The organism is Achromobacter sp. ACM04, assembly GCF_014851465.1.
GTDB classification, from domain to species: domain Bacteria; phylum Pseudomonadota; class Gammaproteobacteria; order Burkholderiales; family Burkholderiaceae_B; genus Achromobacter; species Achromobacter aegrifaciens.
Genome location: NZ_JACUZS010000001.1, coordinates 601,651 through 614,595, shown reverse-complemented (window position 1 = coordinate 614,595; position 12,945 = coordinate 601,651). Strand labels below are relative to the sequence as shown.

The window sequence follows — 12,945 nt, the reverse complement described above, 5'->3', positions numbered from 1 at the left end:
CCTGAGGAAGACCAAAGTGTTGGATGCCAGCGATCCGGAGTTCCTGCTGACCCGGCCTGACGAGATGCGTTCGGCCCTGTTCGAGCTGACGCACCCTGACAGCCACATCCTGGTGCGCGACGCCGCGGACCGGGAGATGGCCGTGCTGATCCTCGGCGTGGACAAGCAGGCGGGCGAGTTCTTCTGGAGGCCCCGCGATTACGCCGGGGCAGACTTCGAGCAGTCCGACTCCATGGGCTTGCTGAGCGGCACCACCTTCCACTTCCATGCCACCGCCTACGGCGGCGTGCAGATCCGCTTTCGTGTGCAGCGCCCCCAGATCATTCATTTCGACGACGGCAGCGCCGCGCTGGTATCGCCGTTTCCAGAACGCCTGGCCCGTATCCAGCGCCGCAAGATGTTCCGCGCGTCCCTGATCGCGGCCGCCAATCTATGCCGCGCCAGTTGGCAAGCCACCCTCAACGACAAGCCCTATTCGTTCACGATACGCGACATCTCGGTGGACGGCGTAGGCCTGCGTGCAGGGCTGGCGGTTCCCGCCCTGCCGGAGCGCGGTACCGTGATGGAAAACGTGCAACTGGATTTTGGCGACCATGGCAAGCTCAACGCCAGCCTGGAAGTGCGCAATGTATATCCCGTCTCGGGGCAGCCCATGGTTTCGTCCGCCAATCCGGACGAACCGCCGGCCAAGCACGTTTCGCTGACTGGCGAGCCGCCGGTCAGCCATCTGGGGGCCATCTTCCTGAATCTCGACGCGCGCCAGGAAAACTGGCTGCAGCAGGTGGTCTGGCGCCTGGAAAGAGGCGCCCAGCGCAATTGATGGATAGACGCGGGGCCACGCGTTGCAAGCGCCTCGCCTGATGCCTGCTGCGCTTGCGGTGTATATGCAAGCGCAGTTCCCGCGATGGGACTCAGACCGCCATCGAAGAAATTTCCTTGTAAGCCGCAACCAGCTTGTTGCGCACCTGCACCGCCGTCTGGAAGCCAATACTGGCCTTCTGCATGTCGATCATGACGTCGTTGAGGGAAATATCGGGAGCCCCCAGCTCGAACGCCTTGGCCTGGGCCGTGGCGGCGTTCTGGGCGGAAGTGACGCGACGGATGGAACGTTGCAGTTCCGCGGCGAAGCCATCCGGCTGACCGACCATTTCACCCGCGCTGAGGTTACCGGTCTCCGCCTTGCTCACTACCGCGCGCATCTGCTGGAGCATGCTTTCGATGCCGGACAAGCCTGATACAGCCATTACCTGATTTCCTTGCTGTTTGGGATTACACCAATAGTGCGCCCAGCGTAACGCCAACCCCGCCGGTTCATAGCTGACAAGAACCGCCAAAAAACCCGACATTTCCACGAATGCAGCCGCTTGCAGCCAGGGCGACGGCGGCTCGGTTCGCCTTGTCGGGGACATAGGAGATAAGTAACGCCAAAAACCGGCTGTTTTCAACGATTGGGATGGACGTCTCAGGGGCAATAATCCACGCTCTCCCCAGACCAGAAGCACGTTGCATGTGTAATCTGCCCTACCCAGACATGAAGTCCCAATTCCAGCTCCGCGTGGCCAGCGGGGGCCGCCAATGAACCAGCAGGCCACCCTGAGTTCGTCGTTGTTGACGAAGTTCCCCGTGCTGGAGAAGGTGCGCGCACTGCCCAAGCCTGTCCTGCTGGGCGCGGCGGCGGCTCTCGTCGCGGTCATCGTCGCCGTGGCGATGTGGAGCAGCGAACCCAAATACAAGGTGCTCTTCTCGAACCTGGACGACCGCGACGGCGGCGCCATCGTGGCAGCGCTCGGGACCATGAACGTGCCCTACCGCTATAACGAAACCGGCACCGCCGTGCTGGTTCCGGCCGACCGCGTGTACGACGCGCGTCTGCAATTGGCGTCCCAGGGATTGCCGCGCGGCGGCTCCGTCGGTTTCGAACTGATGGACAACGCCCGCTTCGGCGCCAGCCAGTTCACGGAACAGATCAACTACCAGCGCGGCCTGGAAGGCGAGCTGGCGCGTTCGATCGAAGCCATGCACACCGTGCAGCACGCCCGCGTCCACCTGGCCATGCCGCGCCAGTCTCTCTTCGTGCGCGAACGCCAGGCGCCCACCGCCTCGGTGCTGCTGAACATGCATCCGGGACGCAGCCTGAGCGACGCCCAGGTCTCCGCGATTTCCTGGCTGGTGGCCTCGAGCGTCCCCGAACTCACCGCCGAGAACGTATCCATCGTGGACCAGAACGGCCGCCTGCTGTCGGCGCCGATGGGCGAAGGCCGCGGCATGGACGCCGACCAGATGCGCTTCGTGCGCGAAATGGAACAGCGCACGGTCGAACGCATCCTCACCATCCTCAATCCGCTGGTTGGTCCCGGCAACGTGCACGCCCAGGCCAGCGCCGACGTCGACTTCGCCCGCCGCGAAGAAACGTCCGAGGTCTACCGCCCGAACCAGGAGCCCGGCCAGGCCGCCGTGCGCAGCCAGCAAACCAGCGACTCGACCCAGCGCGGCATCAACCCCGCGCAAGGCGTGCCCGGCGCGCTGTCGAACCAGGCGCCGGCCAACCCCCAGGCCCCCATCGCCAACCCGCCGCAACCCCAGCCGCCCCGCCCCGGCCAGCCGCAGCAACCGGCCAACGCCCAGCAGCAGACCAGCACGCAAGCGGTCACCGGCAACCTCAATGAACGCCGCGACGCCACCACCAACTACGAAGTGGATCGCACGATCAGCCACATCAAGCAGCCGGTAGGCAACCTCAAGCGCCTGTCGGTGGCCGTGGTGGTCAACTACATGCGCGACAAAGACGGCGAACTGCAGCCCCTGCCGGCCGAAGAGCTGAACAAGCTGACCAACCTCGTGCGCGAAGCCATGGGCTACTCCGAGACCCGTGGCGACTCGCTCAACCTGGTCAACAGTCAGTTCAACGATGGCCCGCCGCCGGTGCCGATGTGGCGCGATCCGGAAATGATCTCGCTGTTCAAGACGATCCTGGCCTGGCTGGTCGGTGGCGTGCTGGCACTGTGGCTGTATCGCCTGCTGCGCCGCACGGTGGGCGACTACCTCTACCCGCCGGTCGATCCGGAACAGGCTGAAGCCGAACGCATCGAAGCTGCACGCGAGGCCCAGGACGCGGCCCGCGCCAAGGAAGTGGACCGCTACCAGGACAACCTCGAACGCGCCCGCACGATGGCCAACAAGGATCCGCGCGCCGTCGCGATGGTTCTGCGCACCTGGATGAATAAAGATGAAAAATGATTCCACCCCGCTGGACGGCATGACGCGCAGCGCCGTGCTGATGATGTCGCTGGGCGAAGATGCGGCGGCCGAGGTCTTCAAATACCTCGGCGCCCGTGAAGTCCAGCAGGTCGGCGCCGCCATGGCCAGCCTGAAACAGGTCACGCGCAGCGACGTTGCGGTGGTACTGGAAGAGTTCCGCCAGGAAGCCGACCAATTCATGGCCGTCACGCTGGGCTCGGACGACTACATCCGTACCGTGTTGACCAAGGCACTGGGCAGCGACCGCGCGGCCGGCCTGATCGAAGACATCCTGGAAGCCGGCGAAGGCGGCAGCGGCATCGATGCGCTGAACTGGCTGGATCCGAACACCGTGGCCGAACTGATCGGCGACGAACACCCGCAGATCATCGCGACCATCCTGGTGCACCTGGAGCGCGACCGCGCCGCCGGCGTACTGGCGCTCCTGACGGACCGCCTGCGCAACGACGTGATGCTGCGTATCGCCACGTTCGGCGGCGTGCAGCCCGCAGCGCTGTCCGAGCTCACGGAAGTCCTGAATTCGGTCCTGGCCGGCCAGGGCGCAAAGCGCAGCAAGATGGGCGGCGTGCGCACCGCGGCCGAGATCCTGAACATGATGAACTCGACCCAGGAAGAAACCGTGGTCGCCAGCCTGCGCGAGCGCGACAACGATCTGGCACAGAAGATCATCGACGAGATGTTTGTCTTCGACAACCTGCTCGACGTCGAGGATCGCGCCATCCAGCTCATCCTCAAGGAAATCGACAACGACACGCTCATGGTTGCGCTCAAGGGCGCCCCGGAAGAGCTGCGCGCCAAGTTCCTGCGCAATATGTCCAGCCGCGCCGCCGAAATGCTGCGCGAAGACCTGGACGCGCAAGGTCCGATCCGCATGTCCAAGGTCGAGACCGAGCAGAAGAAGATCCTGCAGATCGCGCGTCGCCTGGCCGAAAGCGGCCAGATCGTCCTGGGCAACCAGGGAGACGACACCTATGTCTGAGGTGGACAGCGGCGCCACGACGCTCATCTCGCGCAGCGCCGCCTGGCGGCGCTGGCAGATGCTGTCGTTCGACGAGCCCGCGGTCGTCGAAGCGGAGCCGGAACCCGAACCCGACCCGGGACCGGATCCCGAAGTGGTGATGGCCCAGCTGCGCGCCCAGGCGCTTGTCGAAGGCCGCGAGGAAGGCCACGCGCAGGGCCATGCCGCCGGCCTGGAAGTTGGCCAACAGGCTGGCTACGAAGCCGGCCTGGCCGCCGGCCGCGAACAAGGCTACGCAGAAGGTCTCGTCCAGGCGCGTGAACAGGGCGCCGCGGAAGCACAGCGCCTGCATGCGCTGGTCGAAGCCTGCGCCGCTTCCCTCGGCTCGCTCGAAGAAAAAATGGGCCAGGGCCTGCTGACCCTCGCCCTGGACATCGCCCAGCAGGTAGTGCGCACCACGCTCGCAGACCAGCCGGAAACCGTTATCAACGCGGTGCGGGAAGTGCTGCACATCAACCCCACCGCCGGCGGCCAGATGCGCCTGTGGGCCAACCCCGAAGACATCGAACTGATCCGCCTGCATCTGGCGGATGAGCTCAAGGAAGGCCACTGGCGCGTCCTGGCCGACGAGTCCATCTCGCGCGGAGGCTGCCGCGCCGAAACGCCCTTTGGTGACATCGACGCCACCTTGCAGACGCGCTGGCGCCGGGTCGCGGCCTCCTTGGGCCGCAACGTATCCTGGGAGGAACCGGTGTGAGCGCCAATCCGGCCTCCCTCCAGCCAGGCCAACCGGCTGCGCCCGCTATTACGGTTCCGGTCATCGACCGCTGGCAGACCCAACTGCAAATCGGCTCCATCCGCGCGGGCTCGACCGATCCGTGGCTCGTCAGCGGCAAGATCACGCGCGCCACAGGTCTGGTGCTGCACGCGACCGGCCTGCGTCTACCCGTCGGAGCAGCCGCCCGCATCGAAATCGCTCGCGGCCACGACCACTGGGCGGATGCCGAAGTCGTGGGTTTCGACGGCCACACGCTCTACCTGATGCCGCAGGCTGATATCTCGGGCCTGCCGCCCGGCGCGCGCGTCGTGCCTGGCGAGCCCCCCGTGCAACGCCAGATTCCGTTGCCGCGCAAGGCCGAACTGAACGGCAACGCCAAGCCGCAGCTGGGCCGCCACCTGCCGGTGGGCAACGCCTTGCTGGGCCGGGTACTGGACGGCGCCGGCCGCCCGCTGGACGGACTGGGCCCGCTCACGGGCGCCGAACTGGCCCCCCTGTCCGCCCAACCGATCAACCCCCTATCCCGCGCCCCCATCGATACGGTGCTCGACACCGGCGTGCGTGCCATCAATGGCCTGCTCACCGTGGGCCGAGGACAGCGCATGGGCCTGTTCGCAGGGTCCGGCGTCGGCAAGAGCGTGCTGCTCGGCATGATGGCCCGTTACACCAAGGCCGACGTCATCGTCGTCGGCCTTATCGGCGAACGTGGCCGCGAAGTCAAGGAATTCATCGAACACAACCTGGGCCCGGAGGGTCTGGCGCGCTCCGTCGTGGTGGCTGCGCCGGCGGACGTGTCGGCGTTGCTGCGCCTGCAAGGCGCCGCCTACGCCACGCGCCTGGCCGAACACTTCCGCGATCAGGGCCTGGACGTGCTCCTGATCATGGATTCGCTGACCCGCTACGCCATGGCGCAGCGCGAGATCGCGCTGGCCATCGGCGAGCCGCCGGCAACCAAGGGCTATCCGCCCTCGGTCTTCGCCAAGCTGCCGACGCTGGTCGAGCGCGCCGGCATGGGCGCGCCTGGACCATCCGGCAAGGCCGGCTCGATCACCGCCTTCTACACCGTGCTGGCCGAAGGCGACGACCAGCAGGATCCGATCGCCGATTCGGCTCGCGCCATCCTGGATGGCCACGTCGTGCTGTCGCGCCACCTGGCCGAAGCAGGCCATTACCCGGCCATCGACATCGAAGCGTCGATCTCGCGCGCCATGACTTCGCTGATCACGCCCGAGCAGTTCGCCGTGGTGCGCCGCTTCAAGCAAAGCCTGTCGCGCTACCAGCGCAACCGCGATCTGATCGCGGTGGGCGCCTACGCTGCCGGCAATGATCCGCAGCTGGACGAGGCCATCGCCCGCTATCCACGCCTGGAAGCCTTCCTGCAACAAGACATCGGCGAAAACGTCGGCTATGAAGCCGCCGTCAGCCAATTGCGCGCCAGTTTCGAATTGAGGGACGCTTATGCCTAGCCAATTGCCTTTGGACATGCTGATCAACCTGGCCAAAGAGAGCACGGACGAAGCCGCCCGCCTCCTCGGCAGGCTCAGCGCCGAACGCACCAACGCCGAACGCCAGCTGTCCATGCTGCACGACTACCGTCAGGACTACCTGGAACGGTTGCAACAGGCAATGACCAGCGGAATGTCCGCCAGCGACTGCCATAACTACCAGCGCTTCATCAGCACGCTGGACGACGCCATCAGCCAACAACAAGGCGTGTTGCGCCAAGCCGACGACAACCTCGCCAAGGGCCGGCTCTACTGGCAACAGGAAAAGCGCAAGCTCAACTCCTACGACGCCCTGGCGCAGCGCGAACTGCGCGCCCAGGCCGTGGTGGAATCCCGCCGCGAACAGCGCGCCAACGATGAATATTCCGCCCGTCTGGTCCAGCGCCAGACCGGCATGCATTAAGCAATACCTAACAGGAAGCCCCAGATGAACGCTCCCCTGCCCCTGCCCTCCATCGCGCCCGCCGCGCCATCGTCGATCGCCGACGCGCTCGGCGCCAAGAGCGCGCCTACAAATAACAAGAAGGGCCCCAGCTTCTCCGACGTGCTGGCCCAGCAGCGTCCCGCGCAACAACGCCCCAACCAGGCCGCCGACTCGCGCCCCGCCAACAACGGCGCCAAGACGCCGGCTGATGGCAAGACATCCAGCGACCCAGCCGCCCGCGCCGAAGGCGCCGCCGCCGGCGCCATCGACGAGGCGGTGCAAGCCGCCGCGCAGGCCGAGGCAGGCGCACTCGCCGTTGCGGCCGCGCAACCCGCGGTCATACTCCCGCAGCAAGCCCTCGAAATCGCGGCCCAGGCCGCAGAACAAGTGCAGCTCGCGCGCGGCAACGCCACCGCTGCCGCCGCAGCGATGAGCAGCGGCGCCGCCGTTCTGACCGCCGCATTGAATGCCGCCGACGCGGCACCCGCGACGCAGGCGCAGGCCGCTGCCATCGCAGCCTCTGGCGCTGTCGGCCTGACCGCTCCGCAGGCAGAGGCTGCCGCCGCGTTGGCCGCCCGCGAGGCAGAAATCGCCGTACCGGTCGTCACCGCGGCAGCCAAGCCCGGCACTGACGCCGCGGCCGTCGCGCAAACGCCGGTCCGCACCCCGGCCGCTACCGCGCCCGTCAAGGCCGAAACGCCGCGACTCGCTGCGGAGGTCGCGCTGCCCCGTCCCGCGCGCGACGCACGCCCCGCCGCGGACCATGGCACCATGCCAGAACAGACCGACGAGACCCCTGCCCTGGCCAGCGCGCAACAGCAATTCCAGGCACCCCAGCATGGCGCCTCGGCCCAGGACCATCTGGCCCAGGCGCTTGCCGCAGCCGCGCAGCGTCCTGCCACCGCTCCCATTGCAAACCCTGCAGCGGTCGCCGCTCCGGTCGTGCCGGTCGTGCTGCAAGTCGCCACTCCCGTCGGCGGCACCCACTGGGGCACGGAGCTCGGCCAACAGGTCGTCATGATGAGCCACAACGCGCGCCAAGGCATGCAAACTGCCGAACTGCGCCTCGATCCGCCCGATCTCGGCCCGCTGCGCGTCAGCCTGAACCTGTCGGACGGCGTCGCCAGCGCTTCGTTCGTGTCGGCCCACGCCTCGGTACGCCAGGCGATCGAAACCGCCATCCCGCAACTGCAGCAGGCGCTGGCCCAGGCCGGCATCTCGCTGGGGCAGACCAGCGTGGGTGAACAAGCCGCCCAACAGGAGTTCGCGCAACAAGGCGGCAACAGCTCGCAACGCCATGCCGGAGGCGCCCAGACTGGCGCCGAAGCCGTGGCTGAAGCACCGGCTGCGGTAACGGCCCCGCGCAACGCCAACGCGCTGGTGGACACCTTCGCCTGACAAAGCAACGCATCGCTCCCGGCCACGGCTGCGGGCGGTGCAGCAATAGCTTGAGATACGCGGCTTTCGCCCTGTTTTTCGCCTCCAAGCGGAAGCGGCATTTGGGGCAGAATGCTTTCATCCACTAAGAACCCGTTTTCATCAGCGGCAAAACACGCATCGACACCGAGATGGCGACTTCCAAACCTTCACCCATGCCTGCGCGCGGCGCGCCTTCTTCCCGCTCCGGCGGCATGGGCCGTATTCTTCGCCCCTTGCTGGCAATCCTGGTCCTGCTCATCGTTGCCGCGGCCAGCGCCGGCGCAACCTGGTTCATCACCCAACGCATGCAGCCGCAGAACAGCGCAACCGTGCAGCTCGGCGTCGGTCAGGTGCCGGCAGGGCAACCTGGCCAACCCGGTCAGCCCGGCCAACCCGAACAAGGCCCGCAAGCAGCCCCGACCACCTTTGTCGCGCCGCCGGCCAACCCGGTCGCCGTGCCCGCGCCGATCTTCGTGCCGATCGAACCCTTCACCGTCACGCTGCAGAATCCTGATACGGAACGCATCATGCACGTGGGCCTGACGTTGCGCGTCAGCGACGAACAAACCCGCACGCGCCTCGAAAAGTACATGCCTGAAGTGCGCAGCCGCATCCTGATGGTGCTGTCGTCGCAATCGCCCACCGGCGTACAGACTCAGCAAGGCAAGACCGACATGGCCAACGCCATCAAGCAGGCCGTGAATCGCCCCTTCTCGCCCCTGCCGGACGGCCAGTACGTCACCGACGTACTGTACACGGCGTTCGTGGTGCAATAAGCATGGCCTACGAGGCATTTCTTTCGCAGGACGAGGTTGATGCGCTGTTGGCGGGCGTCACCGGCGAAAGCGACAGCAAAGCTAGCGCCACGGACCCGAACGCCGGCGCCCGCGCCTACGACCTGAGTTCGCCCGAGCGCGTCGTACGCCGCCGCATGCAGACGCTGGAGCTCATCAACGAGCGTTTCGCCCGGCAGATGCGCCACGTGCTGCTGAACTTCATGCGCCGCAGCGCGGACATAACCGTAGGTTCGATCAAGATCCAGAAGTACGCGGATTTCGAACGCAACCTGCCCGTGCCGAGCAATCTGAACATGATTCAGATGAAGCCCCTGCGCGGCACGGCCCTCTTCACCTATGACCCGAACCTGGTGTTCCTGGTCATCGACAGCCTGTTCGGCGGCGATGGCCGCTACCACACGCGCGTCGAAGGCCGCGACTTCACCACGACTGAACAGCGCATCATCCGGCGCCTGCTCAACCTGACCCTGGAAAGCTACGGCAAGTCCTGGGATCCCGTCTATCCGATCGAATTCGAGTACGTGCGTTCGGAGATGCACACCAAGTTCGCCAGCATCACCGGCAACAATGAAGTGGTGGTCGTCACCTCGTTCCACATCGAATTCGGCGCGACCGGCGGCGACCTGAACATCTGCCTGCCCTATTCCATGATCGAACCGGTGCGCGATCTGCTGACGCGCCCGCTGCAGGAAACCACGCTCGAAGAAGTGGACCAGCGCTGGGCGCAGCAGCTCTCGCGCCAGGTACGTAGCGCCGACATCGACGTGGTAGCGGAATTTGCCCGCATCCCCTCGTCGATCCGCGAACTGATGAGCCTGAAGGTCGGTGACGTCCTCCCCGTGACCGTACCCGAAACCATAGTCGCCAGCGTCGACGGCGTGCCGCTGATGGAATGCGGCTACGGCGTCTTCAACGGCCAGTACGCCCTGCGCGTACAGAACATGTTTACCCACGATACAGAATCCAACGAGGCCTCTGACCATGACTGACAAGAACGAGCCCGGTACCGGCTCGTCCCCGGCCGACGACTGGGCCGACGCGCTCGCCGAACAATCCCGCGCCAATCCGCCCACCCAGGCCGACGGCCTGAAGCCGCAGGACGACTGGGCCGCCGCCATGGCCGAGCAAACCAGCGCGGCCGCTCCCGCGGCCGCGCCGACCCCTGCCGCGGCGGCACCTGCAGCTCCTGCCGCAGCAGCCCAACCGGCTGCGCAATCCGTGTTCAAGCCCCTGGCCGGCACCGCCGGCGGCGCTGGCGCCGACATCGACCTGATCATGGACGTACCCGTCCAGCTGACGGTCGAGCTGGGTCGCACCCGCCTGACCATCAAGAACCTGCTCCAGCTGGGTCAGGGCTCCGTGGTCGAGCTGGACGGCCTGGCAGGCGAGCCGATGGACATCTTCGTCAACGGCTACCTGATCGCCCAGGGCGAAGTCGTGGTCGTGGAAGACAAGTACGGCATCCGCCTGACCGACATCATCACGCCGTCCGAGCGGATCAACCGCTTGAACAACCGCCGCTGACCCTGGCGCCATGGACGATACCGCCCTCCTGCGCGTCGTTGCCGGCCTGATCCTGGTCGTGGCCGCCATCCTGGCCTCGGCCTGGCTGGCGCGCCGCGCCGGGCTGACACAACGCGGCGGCGGCAACCTGCTGCGGCAGGTCGCAAGCCTGCCCGTCGGTCCGCGCCAGAGCATCGTGGTGGTGGAAGTCGAGAATACCTGGCTGGTGGTGGGCGTCGGCCCGAACCAGCTCAATACCCTGCATACCCTGCCCGCCGGCCAGTTGCCCGAGGCTTCGACCTTGCCCGCGGCCGCCTTCGCGGCCAAGCTGGGCCAGGCGCTCAAGCGCCGCTAGCGCTGCAGCGCCCTCCAAGCGACACCCATGAGTTTGCCCACAAGCACGACACTCGTCCGCGCCCGGCCCGGCGCACTGCACCTGCTCGGCGCCGCCGCCCTGCTGGGCCTCACCCTGTTTCCCGCGGGTGTCGTCGCGCAGGCCACCTTGCCAGCGCTGACCGCCACGCCGGGTCCGAACGGTTCCGAAACCTATTCGCTCAGCATGCAGACCTTGCTGCTGATGACGTCGCTGTCGTTCCTGCCTGCCGCGCTGCTGATGATGACGGGCTTCACCCGCATCATCATCGTGCTGGGCCTGCTGCGCAGCGCCATGGGCACGGCCATGTCGCCGCCCAACCACGTGCTGATCGGCCTGGCGCTGTTCCTGACCTTCTATACGATGTCGCCGGTGTTCGACAAGATCTACACCGACGCCTACAAGCCGCTGTCCGAAGGCTCGATCCAGTTCGAGGCGGCCGTCGAGCGCGCCGCCGCGCCGCTGCGTACCTTCATGTTGCACCAGACGCGCGAAAACGATCTGTCGCTGTTCGCCAACCTGGCCAAGCAGCCGGCACTGGAAGACCCTACTCAGGTGCCCCTGCGCATCCTGGTGCCGGCGTTCATCACCAGCGAACTCAAGACCGCGTTCCAGATCGGCTTCACCATCTTCATCCCCTTTCTCATCATCGACCTGGTCGTCGCCAGCGTACTGATGGCGCTGGGCATGATGATGGTGCCGCCAGTGACGGTGGCCCTGCCCTTCAAGCTGATGCTTTTCGTGCTGGCCGACGGCTGGAACCTGCTCATGGGCTCCCTGGCCCAAAGCTTCTACCAATAACGCCTGGAGGAAAATCGCCATGACCGCCGAAACCGTCATGACCATGACCTACCAGGCGATGAAGATCGTGCTGGCGATGGCCGGGCCCTTGCTGCTCGTGACGCTGGTGGTCGGCCTGGTCATCAGCATCTTCCAGGCCGCCACGCAGATCAACGAAATGACGCTGTCGTTCATTCCCAAGCTGCTGGCCATGTGCGGCGTGCTGGTGCTGCTGGGCCCCTGGCTTATCGGCGTCATGGTCGACTACATACGGCAGCTGATCGGCCAGATCCCCATGCTGGTGTCCTGAGCGGCACCCGCCGCCGGACACCGGACTTTTCCCATGATCGCCTTCACGCTCGAGCAGCTCAACGGCTGGATCGGTCAGTTTCTCTGGCCGTTCGTGCGCATCCTGGCGCTCGTGGGCACCGCCCCGCTGTTCTCCGAATCGCTGATACCCATCAAGGTAAAGGTCGGGCTGTCCTTCGTCCTGGCCGTCGCCATCAGTCCGGCGCTCGATCCCGTGCCGCCCATTGCGCCCGGTTCGTTTACCGGGCTGTGGATGGTCATGCAGCAAGTGCTGATCGGCATCTCGCTGGGCTTCACGATGCGCCTGGTGTTCGCCGCCGTGCAGACCGCCGGCGAATTCGTCGGCCTGCAGATGGGCCTGTCGTTCGCCTCGTTCTTCGACCCGGCTTCCGGCGCCAACACCGCGGTGCTGTCGCGCCTGTTCAACATCATCGCGATGTTGACTTTTCTGGCCCTGGACGGCCATCTGCTGGTCCTGGCTGCGCTGGTTCGCTCTTTCGACACCTTGCCCGTCGCCATGATCCAGTTGCATCAGAACGGCTTTGGCGTGGTGGTGGAATGGGGCAAGACCATATTCGTATCGGGCCTGTTGCTGGCCCTGCCCCTGATCTGCGCGCTGCTGACCATCAACCTGGCCATGGGCATCCTGAACCGCGCGGCGCAGCAGCTGTCAGTGTTCTCTATCGGCTTTCCCGTAACGCTCATCATCGGCGTCACCATTCTGACGGTCGTGCTGCCGCACGCCGGGCCGTTCCTGGAATCGCTGTTCGAATCTGGGCTCACGGCGATGAGCCGGGTCGCCGACGCTCTGGCGGGCAAATAGGACTGGACTGGTAGTGGT

The 12,945-nt window shown here is 66.1% G+C and carries 15 protein-coding genes; 14 read left to right on the top strand and 1 reads right to left on the bottom strand.

The window, feature by feature from the left end:
- Positions 1 to 16: 16 nt before the first annotated feature.
- A complete protein-coding gene (locus tag IB259_RS02960) occupies positions 17 to 820 on the top strand; it encodes a flagellar brake protein (protein ID WP_192327460.1) in 804 nt (267 codons plus the stop codon).
- Between the two features lie 91 nt (positions 821 to 911).
- Here the strand turns inward: IB259_RS02960 and fliE are convergent, their stop codons facing one another.
- Positions 912 to 1,244: a flagellar hook-basal body complex protein FliE gene (gene fliE, locus IB259_RS02955; protein WP_054456696.1), complete on the bottom strand. Its 333-nt coding sequence runs from the start codon at positions 1,242 to 1,244 to the stop codon at positions 912 to 914.
- 331 nt (positions 1,245 to 1,575) lie between these two features.
- Between fliE and fliF the strand changes: the two genes are divergently transcribed.
- From fliF to fliR, 13 genes are all read left to right on the top strand, one after another.
- Positions 1,576 to 3,237: a flagellar basal-body MS-ring/collar protein FliF gene (fliF, locus tag IB259_RS02950; protein ID WP_054456695.1), complete on the top strand. Its 1,662-nt coding sequence runs from the start codon at positions 1,576 to 1,578 to the stop codon at positions 3,235 to 3,237.
- Complete coding sequence (gene fliG / locus IB259_RS02945) at positions 3,227 to 4,237, top strand: flagellar motor switch protein FliG (protein ID WP_054456694.1); 1,011 nt, start codon at positions 3,227 to 3,229, stop codon at positions 4,235 to 4,237. Before fliF ends, fliG begins: the two co-directional genes overlap by 11 nt.
- Positions 4,230 to 4,973 carry a flagellar assembly protein FliH gene (fliH, locus tag IB259_RS02940; RefSeq protein ID WP_054456693.1) on the top strand — a complete coding sequence of 248 codons (744 nt, stop codon included), beginning with the start codon at positions 4,230 to 4,232 and terminating at the stop codon, positions 4,971 to 4,973. Before fliG ends, fliH begins: the two co-directional genes overlap by 8 nt.
- Positions 4,970 to 6,460, top strand: coding sequence for a flagellar protein export ATPase FliI (fliI, locus tag IB259_RS02935; protein ID WP_175180796.1), 1,491 nt, complete (start codon positions 4,970 to 4,972; stop codon positions 6,458 to 6,460). The genes fliH and fliI overlap by 4 nt, the downstream gene beginning before the upstream one ends.
- On the top strand, positions 6,453 to 6,902 hold the full coding sequence (fliJ, locus tag IB259_RS02930; RefSeq protein ID WP_054456691.1) for a flagellar export protein FliJ: 450 nt from the start codon (positions 6,453 to 6,455) through the stop codon (positions 6,900 to 6,902). Before fliI ends, fliJ begins: the two co-directional genes overlap by 8 nt.
- 24 nt (positions 6,903 to 6,926) lie before the next feature.
- Positions 6,927 to 8,321, top strand: a complete 1,395-nt coding sequence (locus IB259_RS02925) for a flagellar hook-length control protein FliK (RefSeq protein ID WP_192327457.1) — start codon at positions 6,927 to 6,929, stop codon at positions 8,319 to 8,321.
- A gap of 170 nt (positions 8,322 to 8,491) precedes the next feature.
- The gene (gene fliL / locus IB259_RS02920) at positions 8,492 to 9,118 is read left to right on the top strand and encodes a flagellar basal body-associated protein FliL (RefSeq protein WP_054456689.1); all 627 of its coding nucleotides are present in this window, start codon (positions 8,492 to 8,494) and stop codon (positions 9,116 to 9,118) included.
- 2 nt (positions 9,119 to 9,120) lie between these two features.
- Complete coding sequence (gene fliM, locus IB259_RS02915) at positions 9,121 to 10,128, top strand: flagellar motor switch protein FliM (protein ID WP_119452079.1); 1,008 nt, start codon at positions 9,121 to 9,123, stop codon at positions 10,126 to 10,128.
- Positions 10,121 to 10,663: a flagellar motor switch protein FliN gene (gene fliN, locus IB259_RS02910; protein WP_054456687.1), complete on the top strand. Its 543-nt coding sequence runs from the start codon at positions 10,121 to 10,123 to the stop codon at positions 10,661 to 10,663. Before fliM ends, fliN begins: the two co-directional genes overlap by 8 nt.
- 10 nt (positions 10,664 to 10,673) lie before the next feature.
- Positions 10,674 to 10,997, top strand: a complete 324-nt coding sequence (fliO, locus tag IB259_RS02905; protein WP_054456686.1) for a flagellar biosynthetic protein FliO — start codon at positions 10,674 to 10,676, stop codon at positions 10,995 to 10,997.
- 27 nt (positions 10,998 to 11,024) lie between these two features.
- Entirely contained in the window at positions 11,025 to 11,816 is a 792-nt protein-coding gene (gene fliP, locus IB259_RS02900; protein WP_166738293.1) for a flagellar type III secretion system pore protein FliP, read from the top strand.
- Positions 11,817 to 11,835: 19 nt separating this feature from the next.
- On the top strand, positions 11,836 to 12,105 hold the full coding sequence (gene fliQ, locus IB259_RS02895) for a flagellar biosynthesis protein FliQ (RefSeq protein WP_008163193.1): 270 nt from the start codon (positions 11,836 to 11,838) through the stop codon (positions 12,103 to 12,105).
- Positions 12,106 to 12,138: 33 nt separating this feature from the next.
- Positions 12,139 to 12,927 carry a flagellar biosynthetic protein FliR gene (gene fliR / locus IB259_RS02890; protein WP_054456684.1) on the top strand — a complete coding sequence of 263 codons (789 nt, stop codon included), beginning with the start codon at positions 12,139 to 12,141 and terminating at the stop codon, positions 12,925 to 12,927.
- Positions 12,928 to 12,945 lie beyond the last annotated feature (18 nt).